The sequence below is a fragment of the Streptomyces sp. KR55 genome, assembly GCF_052245645.1.
Classification (GTDB): Bacteria; Actinomycetota; Actinomycetes; order Streptomycetales; family Streptomycetaceae; genus Streptomyces; species Streptomyces flavusporus.
The window spans coordinates 1-16,367 of sequence record NZ_JBQQCE010000078.1 but is presented as its reverse complement, the minus strand read 5'-3'; the positions used below and the strand labels follow the sequence as shown (position 1 = coordinate 16,367).

Annotated in this window: 14 protein-coding genes; 10 read left to right on the top strand and 4 right to left on the bottom strand. The window is 70.4% G+C overall.

The window, feature by feature from the left end; all coding sequences use genetic code 11:
• Positions 1 to 14: 14 nt before the first annotated feature.
• The 6 genes from ACTWQJ_RS14200 (at position 15) to ACTWQJ_RS14175 (ending at position 5,583) form a co-directional block, all read left to right on the top strand.
• Complete coding sequence (locus ACTWQJ_RS14200) at positions 15 to 794, top strand: response regulator transcription factor (RefSeq protein WP_224738111.1); 780 nt, start codon at positions 15 to 17, stop codon at positions 792 to 794.
• A gap of 84 nt (positions 795 to 878) precedes the next feature.
• Complete coding sequence (locus tag ACTWQJ_RS14195; protein ID WP_443306992.1) at positions 879 to 1,901, top strand: LacI family DNA-binding transcriptional regulator; 1,023 nt, start codon at positions 879 to 881, stop codon at positions 1,899 to 1,901.
• A gap of 136 nt (positions 1,902 to 2,037) precedes the next feature.
• The gene (locus ACTWQJ_RS14190) at positions 2,038 to 3,060 is read left to right on the top strand and encodes a S1C family serine protease (protein ID WP_443306991.1); all 1,023 of its coding nucleotides are present in this window, start codon (positions 2,038 to 2,040) and stop codon (positions 3,058 to 3,060) included.
• A gap of 53 nt (positions 3,061 to 3,113) precedes the next feature.
• Entirely contained in the window at positions 3,114 to 3,320 is a 207-nt protein-coding gene (locus tag ACTWQJ_RS14185) for a hypothetical protein (protein WP_443306990.1), read from the top strand.
• 107 nt (positions 3,321 to 3,427) lie between these two features.
• A complete protein-coding gene (locus ACTWQJ_RS14180; RefSeq protein WP_443306989.1) occupies positions 3,428 to 4,162 on the top strand; it encodes a response regulator transcription factor in 735 nt (244 codons plus the stop codon).
• On the top strand, positions 4,159 to 5,583 hold the full coding sequence (locus ACTWQJ_RS14175) for a sensor histidine kinase (RefSeq protein WP_443306988.1): 1,425 nt from the start codon (positions 4,159 to 4,161) through the stop codon (positions 5,581 to 5,583). Before ACTWQJ_RS14180 ends, ACTWQJ_RS14175 begins: the two co-directional genes overlap by 4 nt.
• Here the strand turns inward: ACTWQJ_RS14175 and ACTWQJ_RS14170 are convergent.
• Positions 5,558 to 5,917: a hypothetical protein gene (locus tag ACTWQJ_RS14170; RefSeq protein WP_443306987.1), complete on the bottom strand. Its 360-nt coding sequence runs from the start codon at positions 5,915 to 5,917 to the stop codon at positions 5,558 to 5,560. The two genes, ACTWQJ_RS14175 and ACTWQJ_RS14170, sit on opposite strands and share 26 nt — an antisense overlap.
• Complete coding sequence (locus ACTWQJ_RS14165; RefSeq protein WP_443306986.1) at positions 5,914 to 6,264, bottom strand: DUF6247 family protein; 351 nt, start codon at positions 6,262 to 6,264, stop codon at positions 5,914 to 5,916. Before ACTWQJ_RS14165 ends, ACTWQJ_RS14170 begins: the two co-directional genes overlap by 4 nt.
• Positions 6,265 to 6,606: 342 nt before the next feature.
• On the opposite strand from ACTWQJ_RS14165, the gene ACTWQJ_RS14160 reads away from it, so the two are divergent.
• A complete protein-coding gene (locus ACTWQJ_RS14160) occupies positions 6,607 to 8,667 on the top strand; it encodes a pectinesterase family protein (RefSeq protein ID WP_443306985.1) in 2,061 nt (686 codons plus the stop codon).
• A 91-nt stretch (positions 8,668 to 8,758) separates the two neighbouring features.
• Here ACTWQJ_RS14160 and ACTWQJ_RS14155 read toward each other — a convergent pair whose 3' ends face one another.
• The gene (locus tag ACTWQJ_RS14155; protein WP_443306984.1) at positions 8,759 to 9,994 is read right to left on the bottom strand and encodes an LmeA family phospholipid-binding protein; all 1,236 of its coding nucleotides are present in this window, start codon (positions 9,992 to 9,994) and stop codon (positions 8,759 to 8,761) included.
• A 58-nt stretch (positions 9,995 to 10,052) separates the two neighbouring features.
• Positions 10,053 to 11,861 (bottom strand): bifunctional metallophosphatase/5'-nucleotidase, encoded by a 1,809-nt coding sequence (locus ACTWQJ_RS14150; RefSeq protein WP_443306983.1) that lies wholly within the window; start codon positions 11,859 to 11,861, stop codon positions 10,053 to 10,055.
• Positions 11,862 to 12,006: 145 nt separating this feature from the next.
• Between ACTWQJ_RS14150 and mshD the strand changes: the two genes are divergently transcribed.
• The 3 genes from mshD to ACTWQJ_RS14135 all read left to right on the top strand — a co-directional run.
• On the top strand, positions 12,007 to 12,936 hold the full coding sequence (gene mshD, locus ACTWQJ_RS14145) for a mycothiol synthase (protein WP_443306982.1): 930 nt from the start codon (positions 12,007 to 12,009) through the stop codon (positions 12,934 to 12,936).
• A gap of 105 nt (positions 12,937 to 13,041) precedes the next feature.
• Positions 13,042 to 15,408 carry an RNA degradosome polyphosphate kinase gene (locus tag ACTWQJ_RS14140; protein WP_443306981.1) on the top strand — a complete coding sequence of 789 codons (2,367 nt, stop codon included), beginning with the start codon at positions 13,042 to 13,044 and terminating at the stop codon, positions 15,406 to 15,408.
• On the top strand, positions 15,389 to 16,367 hold a 979-nt coding region (locus ACTWQJ_RS14135; RefSeq protein ID WP_443306980.1), incomplete at its 3' end, for a CHAD domain-containing protein. The genes ACTWQJ_RS14140 and ACTWQJ_RS14135, both read left to right, overlap by 20 nt.

The window sequence follows — 16,367 nt, the reverse complement described above, 5'->3', positions numbered from 1 at the left end:
GAGGAACCAGACGTATGAGTTCTCTGCTGCTCCTGACCAACGCTCTCCAGCCGTCGACGGAGGTGCTGCCCGCGCTCGGCCTGCTGCTGCACAACGTGCGCGTGGCTCCGGCGGAAGGGCCAGCCCTCGTCGACACCCCGGGTGCCGACGTCATCCTGATCGACGGCCGCCGTGACCTGCCGCAGGTGCGCAGCCTCTGCCAGCTGCTCCGCTCCACGGGCCCCGGCTGTCCCCTCATCCTCGTCGTGACGGAGGGCGGGCTCGCCGCCGTCACCGCGGACTGGGGCATCGACGACGTGCTCCTCGACACCGCCGGCCCGGCCGAGGTCGAGGCGCGGCTCCGGCTCGCCATGGGCAGGCAGCAGATCGTCAACGACGACTCCCCGATGGAGATCCGCAACGGCGACCTGTCGGTGGACGAGGCGACCTACTCGGCCAAGCTCAAGGGCCGGGTCCTCGACCTCACCTTCAAGGAGTTCGAGCTCCTGAAGTACCTCGCGCAGCACCCCGGCCGGGTCTTCACCCGCGCCCAGCTGCTGCAGGAGGTCTGGGGCTACGACTACTTCGGCGGTACGCGCACGGTCGACGTCCACGTACGACGGCTGCGCGCCAAGCTCGGACCCGAGCACGAGTCGCTGATCGGAACCGTCCGGAACGTCGGTTATCGATTCGTTACGCCGGAGAAGGTGGACCGCGCCGCGGAGGAGGCGAAGGCCAAGGCGGCCCAGCCAAAGCCGGAGGATGCGGACGAGACGGCCCCGTTGAGCGCCGCCGAGGTCCCGGCCGACCTCTAGCAGGCGCGCGAACGGCTCGGGGCGGGCGCGAGGACGCCCTCGTACGCCCTGCCCAGAGCCGGTCCATCCGCGTAGACTCCGCGCGTGGCCAAGGTGACTCGGGACGACGTAGCACGGCTGGCAGGGACGTCCACTGCCGTGGTCAGCTATGTCATCAACAACGGACCCCGGCCGGTCGCCCCGGCCACGCGCGAGCGTGTCCTCGCCGCCATCAAGGAGCTGGGCTACCGGCCCGACCGGGTGGCGCAGGCGATGGCCTCGCGGCGCACGGACCTCATAGGCCTGATCGTGCCGGACGCCCGCCAGCCGTTCTTCGGGGAGATGGCTCATGCGGTGGAATGGGCGGCGTCCGAGCGCGGCAAGATGGTGCTGGTCGGGAACTCCGACTACGTCGGCGAGCGCGAGGTCCACTACCTGCGGGCATTCCTCGGGATGCGGGTCTCCGGGCTGATCCTGGTCAGCCACGCGCTAAACGACCTGGCCGCCGCCGAGATCGAGGCCTGGGACGCCCGGGTCGTCCTGTTGCACGAACGCCCCGAGGCCATCGACGACGTCGCCGTCGTGACGGACGACCTGGGCGGCGCCCAGCTCGCGGTACGCCATCTGCTGGAGCACGGCTACGAGTACGTGGCCTGCATGGGCGGCACCGCCGAGACTCCCGCGGTCGGCGACCCGGTCTCCGACCACGTCGAGGGCTGGCGGCGTGCGATGGCCGAGGCGGACATCCCGACCGAGGGCCGCCTCTTCGAGGCGCCGTACAACCGCTACGACGCCTACCAGGTCGCCCTGGAGATCCTCTCCGGCCCGAACCGTCCGCCCGCGATCTTCTGCTCCACCGACGACCAGGCGATCGGCCTGCTGCGCGCGGCCCGCGAACTGCGCATCGACGTTCCCGGCGAGCTGGCGGTGGCCGGCTTCGACGACATCAAGGAAGCGGCCCTGGCCGACCCGCCCCTGACGACGATCGCCTCGGACCGCTCGGCCATGGCCCGGGCGGCAGTGGATCTGGTCCTGGACGACGGACTGCGGGTTGCGGGATCGCGGCGGGAGCGGCTGAAGGTGTTCCCGTCGCGGCTGGTGGTGCGCCGGTCGTGCGGGTGTGAATGAGCTTCCGGCGGTCTCTCTGAGAGGTCTCTGAGAGACCTCTCAGAGCTGCGAGAAACCTCTTTATATCGGGCATACGAGGTTCTGTCGGGCTTCTCAGGGAGCACTCAGGGAGCTCTCATCGTCGGGCGACAGGCTCATGGACATGACCGAGAGCCTCCGCCCCAGCGGCGAGTACGAGAACCCGTACCAGGGCAACCAGCAGTACGCCTCCTCTCCCGTGAACCCCGAGTGGCCTCCGCCGCCCGCGTACGAGCCGACGGCGCTCCTGAGCGAGCCCGTCGCCGCCCCGCCGACGCGGGCCAGGCGCACCCGCGGCCCGGTCGCGCTGATCGCCGCCGTGGCGATCGTCGCCGCGGCCATCGGCGGCGGCACGGCGTACGGCATCCAGGAGCTGACCGGCGGTTCCGACACCGCGGCCGCCAGCAGCACCAGCACCAATGTCGTGCCGTCCAGCCAGAAGGGCACGGTCGCCGGGGTCGCCAAGGCGGTCAGCCCGAGCATCGTCGAGATCAACGCCACCTCGAACGCCGGATCGTCCACCGGCTCCGGCGTGATCATCACCGGCGACGGCGAGATCATCACCAACAACCACGTCGTCTCCGGCGCCTCGCAGGTCAAGGTGGCCACCAGCGACGGCAAGGAGTACACCGCCCAGGTCGTCGGCACCGACAGCAGCAAGGACCTCGCCCTGATCAAGCTGGAGGACGCCTCCGGCCTGACGGCGGCCACCCTCGGCAACTCCGACGGTGTGCAGGTCGGCGACGAGGTCGTGGCGATCGGCTCGCCCGAGGGCCTGACCGGCACGGTGACCAGCGGCATCGTCTCGGCACTGGACCGGGATGTGACCGTCTCGACGGACGAGGGTCAGCAGCAGGGTGGCGGGGGCTGGCCGTTCGAGTTCGGCGGCCAGGAGTTCAACGGCGACACCGGCTCGTCGACCACGACGTACAAGGCGATCCAGACCGACGCCTCGCTGAACCCCGGCAACTCCGGCGGCGCGCTGATCGACATGAACGGCAACATCATCGGCATCAACTCCGCCATGTACTCGGCGGCGGGCTCCTCCTCCGACGCCGGCAGCGTCGGCCTCGGCTTCGCCATCCCGATCAACACGGTCAAGTCCGACCTGGCGAAGCTGCGGGCGGGCTCCACCGAATGAACCGCTGAACGAGAGACGCGCAACGCCAGACGCGAGACGAGAGGGAGTACGTCATGATCAAGCAGGTTTCGCACAACGTGACCGGTGTCGGCGCGGCCGACCTCGCCCTGGCCCTCGGCGTGGCGTACGAGCTGCACGCGCCGACGGCACCGACCAGGGCGCCGGAGGTGGCCCCGCAGATGATGGGCCTGCACACGACGACCGCCCGCCCGCACCGCCGCAAGGTGGCGCTGAACCGTCTCTCGGCGATGCGCGGCTGATCACCCAGCCGTCCTCTCCACGCGCCGACCGGGAGGCATGCGAGGCTGAAGGCGTTCATTACGTCCAGTCTGCCGTCCGTCCCACCGCACCCAAGGAACCCCAGCCCATGAGCCCCGCCGAAGGCGACCGTGACCCCCAGCGCATCCTCATCGTCGACGACGAGCCGGCGGTGCGCGAAGCACTCCAGCGCAGCCTCGCCTTCGAGGGCTACGACACTCAGGTCGCGGTCGACGGCGCGGACGCCCTGGAGAAGGCCACCGCCTACCGGCCCGACCTGGTCGTCCTCGACATCCAGATGCCCCGCATGGACGGCCTGACCGCCGCCCGCCGCATCCGCGGGGCCGGTGACATGACCCCCATCCTGATGCTGACGGCCCGCGACACGGTCGGCGACCGGGTCACGGGGCTGGATGCCGGGGCGGACGACTACCTGGTCAAGCCCTTCGAACTGGACGAACTCTTCGCCCGCATCCGCGCGCTGCTGCGGCGCAGCTCGTACGCGGCGGCGGTGGCGGGTACGGCCGAGGAGGACGAGGCCCTGACCTTCGCCGACCTGCGCATGGACCTCGCGACGCGGGAGGTGACGCGGGGCGGGCGGCCGGTGGAGCTGACCCGTACGGAGTTCACGCTCCTGGAGATGTTCATGGCCCACCCCCGCCAGGTCCTCACGCGTGAGCAGATCCTCAAGGCGGTGTGGGGCTTCGACTTCGAACCGTCGTCGAACTCGTTGGACGTGTATGTGATGTACCTGCGCCGGAAGACGGAGGCCGGGGGCGAGCCGCGGCTCGTGCACACAGTGCGTGGGGTGGGCTATGTGCTGCGGCAGGGTGGCGCGGAGTGAGAAAGGCGGTACGGCGGCTGCGGTCACTGCCGATTCGCTCGCGGCTGGCTCTGCTGGTGGCGACCGCGGTGGCAGTGGCCGTGGCGGCGGCGTCCGCCGCGTGCTGGTTCATCACACGGGCGCAGCTGAACTCGCAGTTCGACACGACGTTGCGGCATACGCAGGTCGACGGCCGCTATCTGCGCAGCATGCTCGACGCCTGCACGTCCGACGGCACCGCGACCGTCGGGTCGCTGCCCGGGTACACCGTGCAGATCGTGACGGCCGACGGCTCCACCTGCCGGCCGTCCTCGGACGCCGAACTGCCCGTCACCGCCGAGGACGTGGCGGTCGCGGCGGGCGAGCAGCGTGCCGCCCTGCACACCGTCACCGACGGCAAGGGCGTGGAGCGGCGCGTCTACACCTACGTGCCCGGTCCTGGCCCGGCCACCATCGGCCTGGAACGCTATGCGGTCTCGCTGGCCCAGCCCACGAGCACGGTCGACAAGCCGCTGACGACGCTGGCGTGGGTGCTGCTCATCGTGTCCGGCATCGGCGTCGTCGGCGCCGGAGCAGCGGGCCTGTGGATCGCCCGGACGGGCCTCCGCCCCGTCGACAAGCTCACCGAGGCCGTGGAGCACGTCGCCCGTACCGAGGACCTGACCATCCGCATCCCGGTGGAGGACGACAGCGAGGACGAGGTCGCCCGCCTCTCCCGCTCCTTCAACTCGATGACATCGGCCCTGGCCAGCTCCCGCGACCTCCAGCAGCAGCTGATCGCGGACGCCGGCCACGAACTCCGCACACCCCTCACATCCCTCCGCACCAACATCGAACTCCTCACCCGCAGCGAGGAAACCGGCCGACCGCTCCCCGAGGCCGACCGCAAGGCTCTCCTCGCCTCGGTCAAGGCCCAGATGACGGAACTGGCCGCGCTGATCGGCGACTTGCAGGAACTGTCGCGTTCGGAGGGCCAGCGGGGCGAGCGCGTTCAGGTGCTGTCGCTGGAGGAGACGGTGGAGTCGGCCCTGCGCAGGGCCCGTCTCCGCGGCCCGGAGCTGACGATCACGGCGGCCCTGGAGCCCTGGTACGTACGGGCGGAACCCGCGGCTCTGGAGCGGGCGGTGGTCAACATCCTGGACAACGCGGTGAAGTTCAGCCCGGAGGGCGGCACGATCGAGGTGCAGCTGGCGAACGGCGTCCTCACGGTTCGCGACCACGGCCCCGGCATCCCCGCCGAGGAACTCCCGCACGTCTTCGACCGGTTCTGGCGCTCGCCGTCGGCTCGGGCGCTGCCCGGCTCGGGCCTCGGTCTGTCGATCGTGGCCCGCACCGTGCAACAGGCCGGCGGCGAGGTGACGCTGGCCCGCGCGGAGGGCGGGGGCACGGTGGCGACGGTGCGGTTGCCGGGGGCGGCTACGGCTCCGCCGGAGGTGCCGTAGGCGAGTCGGCACCCAGCCAGAAGATCTCTTCCACCACGATCTGGGGATCTTCGGTGCGGCGTACGAAGACGTACTTCAGCCAGCCGTTTCCGTGGTCGAAGATGCAGATGTGACGGCCCTTCGGATCAGTGGACCGGTCTGGCCGTACCTTCATGCCACTGGGAAGGCCCGCATCGGTCTCGATGCCACGGAAATAAGGATCCTTGGCAGTGACCAGTTCGGCGCGCGCAGCGTGGACCATTTCCCGTACATGCACAGGCAGCGCTTCCAGGGCAGCGAGAGCACTGAGCCGCCAGTCCATCTGCCAGGGCGGCCCCATGAACCCATCGGTCACTCGCCAGGCTCCAGTTCCCGCACCCGGTAGCGGATCTTCGACGCCTCTTCCAGAAGGGCCTTCGCCTCGGCGATGTCGGTGCACTCGTACGCGGCCCGGTACTCGAGATCATGCACGTGTGCGTCCAGCTTGGGGTCGCGGGCGATGGCGTACTCGCCCCACCAGCGGGCCATGAACGCGGGCACGGGGGTTACGTTGTATGCATCTGCGATCGCCCACTTCCAGTGCTCGTCGAAGTCGGGGAGGAGCTCGGGCGTGTGCTGGGCGATGGCGTCACGCAGCGCCTTCGGCGTCCGCTCGGGCATGGGAGGGACGACCGAATCACTTTCCGTAGCGTGGGCAGCCATGATCGATGTCCTCCTTCGACGCGTCGTGTCTACGACCATAACGGGCCTCGCACCTTTCACATCGGTCGTTCGCGTCCTGGTCATTCATTCGACCGGAAGATCAACCATGCAGGCGGCTCAGTCCCGGAGGCCGGGCATCCCGGCAGGCGTCACTCGAAGGTGTGCAAGTCCGCCTCTCCCCTGACGGCCCCCACGAACGACCCCCACGACACCGGCAAAGAAGCGGGCGGCCCGAACAGCACGCCGGTCAACCCGTCAGGGCGGACGCACAGCGGCAACCTTCCCGGCAGCGGCGGCAACTACGCGGCGACCATCCCCCTCCGCACGGAACGGATCCCGCACATGAGTGACAACCGCGGCAAGCCCCGCCACCGCAAGCGCAGAGCTGCACTCGTGATCGGCGTGCCGGCCACCCTGGCCACCGCCGGAACACTCGCCTACGGAACCGTCTTCGGCGCCTTCGGTGACGACGCCCAGCCCACCGCACAGGCCGCCGCACCCGCCTGGGCCACCGCCGCTGCCGACGGCTTCGCCTCCGTCAACTCGCTCGGGCAGAACGGGACGTACGGCGGACGGGACGGAAAGACCGTCACCGTCACGACGCTCGCCGAGCTCGAAAAGTACGCCACCGCCGCCGAGCCGTACGTCATCGTCGTGGCCGGCACCATCACCATGAATCCCGTCGGGAAGGAGATCAAGGTCGCCTCCGACAAGACCATCGTCGGGTCGGGGACCTCCGGGCAGATCGTCGGCGGCGGGTTCTTCCTCGGTACCGGCGTCCACAACGTGATCATCCGGAACCTGACGATCCGGGACTCGTACCAGGGCGTCTGGAACGACAAGGACCACGACTTCGACGCCGTCCAGATGGACGGCGCGCATCACGTCTGGATCGATCACAACGATCTGCGGCACATGGCCGACGGTCTCATCGACGTCCGCAAGGACAGCACCAATGTCACCGTCTCCTGGAACAGGCTGAGCGACAACAACAAGACCTTCGGCATCGGCTGGACCGAGAACGTCAGGACCGACATCACGATCCACCACAACTGGATCCGCGAGACCGAACAGCGCAACCCGTCCACCGACAACGCCGCTCACGCCCACCTCTACAACAACTTCCTCGAGGACGTCCCGAACACGGACATCAACTCCTCGTACGGCAACTACTCGCGCGGTGGCACGAAGATGGTCCTGGAGAACAGCTACTTCCAGGGCATGAAGAACCCGGTCATCAAGGACAGCACCGCGGCCCTGGTGCAGCGCGGCAACGTCTTCTCCGGCACCTCGGGCCGTAACGAGAGCGGTGGCACGGCCTTCGACCCGAAGACGTACTACCCCTACACGCCGGACAAGGCGGCGGACGTGCCGTCGCTGCTCAGGTCCGGGGCCGGACCCAGCGGTTCGATCGGTACGACGAGCACCGCCAAGGCAGCTGCCGCCACGACCCTCACCGTCGCCAAGGACGGCACCGGGCAGTACAGGACCGTCCAGGCCGCCGTGAACGCCGTGCCCGCGAACAACGCCTCCCGCGTCGTCATCGCCGTCAAGCCGGGCACGTACCGCGAGACGGTCAAGGTGCCGTCCGACAAGCCGCACGTCACCATCCAGGGCACCGGCGGCAGCCGTAAGGACACGGTGATCGTCTACAACAACGCGGCGGGCACCCCCAAGCCGGACGGCTCGGGCACCTACGGCACGTCGGGCAGCGCCACGGTCGCCGTCGAGGCCGACGACTTCCAGGCCCGCAACCTCACCATCTCCAACGACTTCGACGAGGCCGCCAACCAGTCGCTCTCCGGCCACCAGGCCGTCGCCCTGCGCACCGCCGCCGACAAGGTCTTCCTGGACGGCGTCATCGTCACGGGCGACCAGGACACCCTGCTCCTGGACACGGCAGCCAAGGACAGGCTCGGCCGCGTCTACATGACCAACTCCTACGTCACCGGCAACGTCGACTTCATCTTCGGCCGCGCCACCGCCGTGATCAACAAGTCCGTCATCACGCTCAGGAAGCGCTGGGACGGCACCTCGCTCGGCTACGTCACCGCTCCCAGCACGCCCGCGAACCGCAAGGGCATCCTGATCGCCAACTCCACCGTGAACGGCGATGTGTCGGCCGGCAGCTTCTACCTCGGCCGCCCCTGGCACGCCGGCGGCGACGCCTCCCTCGACCCGCAGACCACGGTCCGCAACACCAGCCTCAGTGCCGCGGTCAAGTCCACGCCCTGGACCGACATGAGCGGCTTCTCCTGGAAGGACGACCGCTTCGCCGAGTACAAGAACACGGGCCCCGGCGCAGGGTCCGCAAGCAGCAACCGGCCGCAGCTGACCGACGCCCAGGCTTCCGGTCAGGAGATCGGTGACTGGTTGGGCGACTGGACGCCGACTGCTTCCTGACCCCCTCCGACCCCCTTCCCTCCCGGCCGGCCCCGGCCCCGATCGCAGAGGCAGTCGATCCGGGCCGGGGCTCCGCTCACACCAGCCGCTCTTACGGGCCGAACGCCAGCCCCTCCCCCGCGAGCCGCACCCTGATCCCGTCCTCCTCCACCCGTACGTCCCGCAGGCGCAGCTCGCCCTGGGGCGGCTCCGGCAGCCGGAAGCCGAGGGAGAGCCGGTCGGCGAGGACCGGGCGGGTCAGTCGGGAGAGGGCGTCGAGGAGGGCCGTGTCGAAGCCGAGGCGGTCCAGTACCTCGGGGTGGGCCAGCGCCAGGTCGAGGAGGTTGATCCGCATGGCCTGGTGGACGAAGCGCTCGGAGCCGGTCAGCTCGGCGAGCCGGTCGGCGTCGCTCAGGGCCTCGCGGACCGTCGCCTCGGGCACCCCCATGCGCTGTACGACGGACGGCATCGTCAGCAGCGCCCGCACCTTGCGGGTCTCGCGGGCGAGGTCGGTGGCCGACTTGGGCGTCAGGTGCAGGCCCTCCGAGGCGCGGGCACCGGGCCGGTACGTCGCCAGGTCCCCGATGTCCAGGCGGATTCCGCCGATCTGCGTGTCGATGCCCTGGTCGCCGTCGCGCCCGATGCGGACGTCGGCCCGCAGCCGCAGATCGTGCCCGGCGACCGGCAGCGTGCCGCGCGCCGAGACGCGGTCGCGGCCGACGCCGGTGAACGTCACCTGGGACGCGCCGAGTTCACGGTTCAGGTCGGCGAAGGAGAGCAGGACGTCGCCGTTCAGCTCGGGGACCCGGGCCCCGCGTATGGAGGTCGGTCCGTCGCCGTCGAGCCGTACGTCGTGTGCCGTGGCCGACACCGCGGCCAGCGTGACCCGGTCGGCCGCCACGTCCGGGACGGTCACCTTCACCGAGTCCAGGCGGCCGTCGACGAGCTGGGGCAGGAAGGGGAAGCCGCCGATCTCCACCTCGGGTGCCGCGGTGAGGTCCATGCGGTCCTTGAGGGCGTCCGCCGCGCGGCGCTCGGCGTAGAGCAGGGCCCAGCGGTCGGCGAGGGTGAAGAAGGCGGCGAGGGCCACCAGCCCGACCACCGCCTTCAGCGCGAACGGCAGACCCGCGAGGCGGCCCCGCCGGCGTCGTCGGCCGTTACGGCGGTGGTTGGGCGGGGACCACTCCTCGTCCTCGTCCCCGGAGGGCTGGTCCCTGGAGGGCTCCTCCGTGGCGGGGTCCTCCTGAAGGAACTCCTCCAAAGGGCCGTCGTCGAGAGCGCCGAGTTCGCCGAGCTCTTCGTACGGGTTGAAGCGGGAATGCGTCGCTATGTGGTGGGGGGTACGCATCGATCCATCCGACCATGCGTACCGACCCCACCCGCAACCTCTTCCGGAGGTGTGCGATCTAGCTCACGATCGTGATCCGGTTCGCCGCCGGCGGCGAAATCGGGTTCGCGGCCGAGGAGTTGGCGGTCATGTACTGCTCCAGCACCGCCAGGTCGTCCGCGCCGACCAGGTCGTTCGTGCCCTGGCCCAGTGTGGGGATGCCGTCGCCGCCGCCCGCGAGGAAGCTGTTCGTCGCGACGCGGTAGGTGGCCGCCGGGTCGATCGCGGCACCGTTCAGCCTGATCGAGTCCGTCACGACACGGTCCGTGCCCGACTTCGTCAGGTCCAGCGTGTACGTCAGACCGGCCGACGGCTGCAGGATCTTCGGAGCCGCCTCGTTCGAGCCGCTGACCTGCTCCTTGAGGATCTGGATCAGCTGGGCGCCGGTGAAGTCCTGAAGGTTCACCGTGTTGGAGAACGGCTGCACCGTGAAGCCCTCGGCGTAGGTCACCACGCCGTCGCCCTCACTGCCCTTCGCCGCGTAGGTCAGCCCCGCTCGCACGCCGCCCGGATTCATCAGCGCCAGGTCGGTCTCCGGGTCGAGCTCCTTGGCGTACGCCAGCTGCGCGTCCGCGATGAGGTCGCCCATGGGGGACTCGGTGCCGGTGCTGGGGATGTCGGCGGAGATGTAGCCGATCGCGCGGTTGCCGATGGGCGCCGCGAGGGTGTTCCACTTGCTGATCAGCTCGGTCATGTCGGGCGCCTTGGGGACGTCCCGGGTGACCACGTGGTTCGCGGACTTCACGGCCGTACGGGCGATGTCACCCGTGAAGCGGTCGTACGTCAGCGTCGTGTCCGTGTAGAGGCGGCCGAAGGACGCGGCCGAGGTGACCATGCGCGGCTTGCCCGCCGGGTCGTTGATCGTGCATACGTACGCGGCGTGGGTGTGGCCGGTGACCAGCGCGTCCACCTGCGGCGTGATGTTCTTGGCGATGTCGACGATCGGGCCGGAGATGCCGTCGCCCGCGCCGGGCGCGTCGCAGTCGTAGTTGTACGCCGACGAGGCCGGGGCCCCGCCCTCGTGGATCAGCGCGACGATCGACTTCACGCCCTGGCGCTGGAGCACCTTGGCGTACTTGTTGATCGTCTCGACCTCGTCCTTGAACTTCAGGCCCTTGACGCCCTCGGCGGAGACGACGCCCGGGGTGTCCTCCAGGGTGACGCCGATGAAGCCGACCTTGACGTCCTTCTTCTTCCACACCCAGTAGGGCTTGAGGATCGGCCTGCCGGTCTTCTCGTCGAGGACGTTCGCCGCGAGGTAGGGGAAGTCGGCGCCCGCGAACTCCTCGTCCGTGTAGCAGCCGTCCGTGGGGTGGCAGCCGCCGTCCTGCAGGCGGGCCAGTTCCCTGGCGCCCTCGTCGAACTCGTGGTTGCCGACGGATGTGACATCCAGTTCGAGCTTGTTCAGCGCCTCGATGGTGGGCTCGTCGTGGAAGAGGCCCGAGATCAGCGGGGAGGCGCCGACCATGTCGCCGCCGGCCGCGGTGATCGAGTACTTGTTGCCCTCGCGCGCCTGGCGCAGATGCGTGGCGAGGTACTCCACGCCGCCCGCGTTGATGGTTTCGGTCGTACCGTCCTCGTGCACCTCGGTGACCCGGCCGGAGGAGCCGGAGGGCGGCTCGAGGTTGCCGTGCAGGTCGTTGAAGGACAGCAGCTGCACGTCCTGGTAGCGGCCGGGGCGGTCACCGCCCTTGCGGCTGTCGTCGGCGCTCGCCGTCGACGGCAGTGCGGCCGCCAGCGCGCCGACCGTGGCGAGTCCGGCGGCGGCCGCGAGCAGCCGGGTCGTACGGCGTCTGCGGCGGTGGTGCGGCTGAGGTGTTGCCGGCATGCGTCCCCCCTGTGGGTCGTCCGAGGCCATGGCGTGATCGCCCGCAGCCTAGAGTCAACGCGCGTAGCGCGACAGGGGGTTAACGGTTACATCCTGGTTTCTCCCTGCCGACACTTTGCCGGGCCCGCCCTTTACCCTCGTAGGCATGACCAGCGACGACAGCGACCGGCAGGCCGGCCACTCCCGATCCATCGAGACCCACGCCGTGCTCAGCCCGGAGCAGACCGAGGCGGTGCTCGCCCTGCTCGCCGAGGCCGCGCGGAGCGACGGCCAGCAGGCGGTGTCCGAGCAGGGCCGGCTGCAGCTGCGCGGCGGGGAACGCGAGGGCGTGTCCCATCTGCTGCTCACCGTCGGCGGCGAGCTCGTCGGCTACGCCCAGCTGGAGGACACCGACCCGGTGGAGGCGCCGGCCGCCGAACTGGTCGTCCACCCTTCGTACCGCGGTCACGGACACGGCCGCGCCCTCGGCTCGGCGCTGCTCGCCGCGTCCGGCAAGCGGCTGCGGGTGTGGGCGCACGGCGGCCACTCCGCCGCCCGGCACCTCGCCCAGGTCCTCGGCCTCACCCTGTTCCGCGAACTGCGCCAGATGCGACGCCCGTTGGCCGGCCTCGACCTGCCCGAGCCGACACTGCCGGACGGCGTGACCGTGCGCACCTTCGTGCCCGGACGGGACGACGCGGCCTGGCTGGCCGTCAACGCCGCCGCCTTCGCCCACCATCCCGAGCAGGGCTCCCTCACCCAGCGGGACCTCGACGACCGCATGGCCGAGCCGTGGTTCGACCCGGCGGGCTTCTTCCTCGCCTTCCGCGGCGACGACCTCGTCGGCTTCCACTGGACCAAGGTCCACGCGCAGGAGCAGCTCGGCGAGATCTACGTCCTCGGCGTCGCCCCCGCCGCCCAGGGCATCGGCCTCGGCAAGGCCCTCACCGCCGTCGGCCTGCGGCATCTGGCGGCGCAGGCCCTGCCGACGGCGATGCTGTACGTCGACGCGGACAACAAGGCGGCGGTGGCGGTGTACGAGGGGATGGGCTTCACGACCCACGAGACGGACCTGATGTACCGGACGGAGACCTGACAAACACCGCCCCCGCCGCCGTGGACGCCCGGGAGCCGCCCCCCGCTATCCCGCACGTCATGTCTCCGTAACCATCGATTCAGACGGGCTTGCGACGCTCGGCCAATGACGCCCGCCGTGCCAGAGCCTTCGCCGCCCCCCGAGGGACCCGCGGTGAACGGGGCCGCCGCCACGCTCCCGCCAGCTCGCTCCGACGCGCCCGTTTCGCTCACGGCGCGGAACAAGCGGAACAATGGGAGCATGAGCCAGCAGAACGCCCCGGCACAGGTCCAGCACGCACAGCCCTCCGTGGGCTCCATAGCCGCCCACCGCCCGCACACGGTGTCGGCGACGGTCTCCGACCTGGAACCCGACATCGATGCCGACCTCGACGTGTACGAGGACGGGCAGGTCGACGGCGTCCAGCTGCCGCAGGGCCGGTTCCTCGACCGGGAGCGCAGCTGGCTGGCGTTCAACGAGCGCGTCCTGGAGCTCGCCGAGGACCCGAACACGCCCCTTCTGGAGCGGGCCAACTTCCTCGCGATCTTCGCCAGCAACCTGGACGAGTTCTTCATGGTCCGGGTGGCCGGCCTGAAGCGCCGTATCGCCACCGGCGTCGCCACCCGCTCCGCCTCCGGGCTCCAGCCCCGTGAAGTGCTGGAGATGATCTGGGCCCGCTCCCGCGAGCTGATGGCCCGGCACGCCGCCTGCTATCACGAGGACGTCGCCCCCGCCCTCGCGGAGGAGGGCATCCACCTGGTCCGCTGGAGCGAGCTGACCGAGAAGGAACAGGCGCGCCTCTTCACGCTCTTCCGGCACCAGATCTTCCCGGTCCTGACCCCGCTGGCGGTCGACCCCGCCCACCCGTTCCCGTACATCTCCGGCCTGTCCCTGAACCTGGCCGTCGTCGTACGCAACCCGGTCAGCGGCCACCGGCACTTCGCCCGCGTGAAGGTGCCCCCGCTGCTGTCCCGCTTCCTGGAGAGCTCCCCCGGCCGGTACGTCCCCATCGAGGACGTCATCGCCGCGCACCTCGAGGAGCTGTTCCCGGGCATGGAGGTGCTGGAGCACCACGCCTTCCGGCTGACCAGGAACGAGGACCTCGAGGTCGAGGAGGACGACGCCGAGAACCTGCTCCAGGCCCTGGAGAAGGAGCTCATGCGGCGCCGCTTCGGCCCGCCGGTGCGCCTGGAGGTCGAGGAGTCCATCGACCGTGAGGTGCTGGACCTGCTGGTCCGGGAGCTGAAGATCAGTGAGGCTGAGGTCTACCCGCTGCCCGGCCCCCTGGACCTCACGGGCCTCTTCCGCATCCACAGCCTCGACCGTCCCGAGCTGAAGTACCCGAAGTTCGTCGCCGGCACCCACCGCGACCTCGCCGAGGTCGAGTCGGCGTCCGCGCCCGACATCTTCGCCGCCCTGCGCGCGAGGGACGTACTCCTGCACCACCCGTACGACTCGTTCTCCACGTCAGTGCAGGCCTTCCTGGAGCAGGCGGCCCAGGACCCGGACGTCCTCGCCATCAAGCAGACCCTGTACCGGACCTCCGGCGACTCCCCGATCGTGGACGCCCTGATAGAGGCGGCCGAGTCCGGCAAGCAGGTCCTCGTCCTGGTGGAGATCAAGGCCCGCTTCGACGAGCACGCCAACATCAAGTGGGCGCGCAAGCTGGAGGAGGCCGGCTGCCATGTGGTCTACGGTCTGGTCGGCCTGAAGACCCACTGCAAGCTGTCGCTCGTCGTCCGCCAGGAAGGCGACACGCTACGGCGGTACTGCCACGTCGGCACCGGCAACTACCACCCGAAGACGGCCCGTCTCTACGAGGACCTCGGCCTGCTCACCGCCGACCCGCAGGTCGGCGCGGACCTGTCCGACCTGTTCAACCGGCTGTCCGGCTACTCCCGCCGGGAGACCTACCGCCGTCTGCTGGTCGCCCCCAAGTCGCTGCGCGACGGCCTGATCGCGCGGATCAACAAGGAAGCCCAGCACCACCGTGCCGGACGGCACGCCTACATCCGCATCAAGGTCAACTCGATGGTCGACGAGGCGGTTATCGACGCCCTGTACCGCGCGTCGATGGCGGGCGTGCCGGTCGACGTCTGGGTGCGCGGCATCTGCGCGCTCCGCCCGGGTGTACCGGGCCTGTCGGAGAACATCCGGGTCCGCTCGATACTCGGCCGCTTCCTCGAACACTCCCGCGTGTTCGCCTTCGGCAACGGCGGCGAACCCGAGGTGTGGATCGGCAGCGCCGACATGATGCACCGCAACCTCGACCGCCGTATAGAGGCCCTGGTCCGGGTCGTCGACCCGGCGCACCGCGCAGCGCTCAACCGGCTCATGGAGACCGGCACGTCCGACTCCACCGCCTCCTGGCACCTGGGCCCGGACGGCGAGTGGACGCGGCACGCGATCGACGGTGACGGCGGGCCCCTGCGGAACATCCAGGAGATGCTCATAGACGCCCGGAGGCGCCGGCGTGGCACAGCAACACCTTGACCCGACGGACCCCGTGGCCGGTCCGGTGACCGGGGACGCCCTCGCGGGCTACCTGCGGGCCCAGGCCACGGAGTTCCTCCGTGCGCTCCGCCAGCACCGGGAGACCGGCGCCGGGGGGAACCACAACGGTACGGAGGAGACCGTCGACGCGGCACGCGCTCTGCGCCGCTCGGCCCGCCGCATCAGCGGCAGCCTGCACACGTTCCGTCCCCTGCTGGACACCGACTGGTCGGAGGGGATGCGCCCCGAACTGGCCTGGCTCTCCGGCACGCTGGCCCTGGAACACGCCTACGCGGCCCGCCTGGACCGCCTGCTCCAGGCCCTGCACCGCTTGTCGGGCGCAACGTTCCCGGCGCAGGCTGACGTAACCGACGTAGCTGACGTAGCTGCGGGCAGTCGTGCCGCTGGGGCGGCGCCCGGCAACGCCGGCCCCCCGACCCCCCGCCCGTCCACCCCGGAACGCGGCAACCTCACCGTAGGCGCAGCCAAAGCAGGCGCCCTACTGGAACGCCAGCTGACGCTGGCCCGAACCCGAGCCCACTCCAGCGCCCTCCAGGCCCTGGGCTCCAGCCGCTTCCACGCGGTAGCCGACAAGGTCGCCGTCCTGGCCAGCGAGGTCCCCCTCACCCCGACCGCCCCCACAGCCGACCTGCGCCCGCACGCAACCGCGGCCGAGGAGCGCCTCACGGACGCGGTCGCCGCCCTCCCGCTGATCACCGCCGGCCACCCGTACAACGCGGAGGCACTGATCCACGGCCTGTCCCCGGACCCGTCCCCGCACCCGCAGGACGCCCCCTGGCACCAGGTCCGCCTGCTGCTGCGCCTGCACCGCTACGCCCGCGAGGTGCTGGACGGGGAGAACGCCCCGGTCGACGTCCGTCTGCTGGCCGCCGGCCAGGCCCTCAACCGGCACCGCGACGCCGCGGCGGCGGCCGCTGCCGCTGCCGCCTCCGCGGCGT

Bases quoted from the DNA above. Each gene is read 5' to 3' on its own strand.
- ACTWQJ_RS14160 (WP_443306985.1), top strand. From the start codon at position 6,607: ATGAGTGACAACCGCGGCAAGCCCCGCCACCGCAAGCGCAGAGCTGCA.
- mshD (WP_443306982.1), top strand. From the start codon at position 12,007: ATGACCAGCGACGACAGCGACCGGCAGGCCGGCCACTCCCGATCCATC.
- ACTWQJ_RS14190 (WP_443306991.1), top strand. From the start codon at position 2,038: ATGGACATGACCGAGAGCCTCCGCCCCAGCGGCGAGTACGAGAACCCG.
- ACTWQJ_RS14155 (WP_443306984.1), bottom strand. From the start codon at position 9,994: ATGCGTACCCCCCACCACATAGCGACGCATTCCCGCTTCAACCCGTAC.
- ACTWQJ_RS14150 (WP_443306983.1), bottom strand. From the start codon at position 11,861: ATGCCGGCAACACCTCAGCCGCACCACCGCCGCAGACGCCGTACGACC.
- ACTWQJ_RS14165 (WP_443306986.1), bottom strand. From the start codon at position 6,264: ATGGCTGCCCACGCTACGGAAAGTGATTCGGTCGTCCCTCCCATGCCC.
- ACTWQJ_RS14180 (WP_443306989.1), top strand. From the start codon at position 3,428: ATGAGCCCCGCCGAAGGCGACCGTGACCCCCAGCGCATCCTCATCGTC.
- ACTWQJ_RS14185 (WP_443306990.1), top strand. From the start codon at position 3,114: ATGATCAAGCAGGTTTCGCACAACGTGACCGGTGTCGGCGCGGCCGAC.
- ACTWQJ_RS14140 (WP_443306981.1), top strand. From the start codon at position 13,042: ATGACGCCCGCCGTGCCAGAGCCTTCGCCGCCCCCCGAGGGACCCGCG.
- ACTWQJ_RS14200 (WP_224738111.1), top strand. From the start codon at position 15: ATGAGTTCTCTGCTGCTCCTGACCAACGCTCTCCAGCCGTCGACGGAG.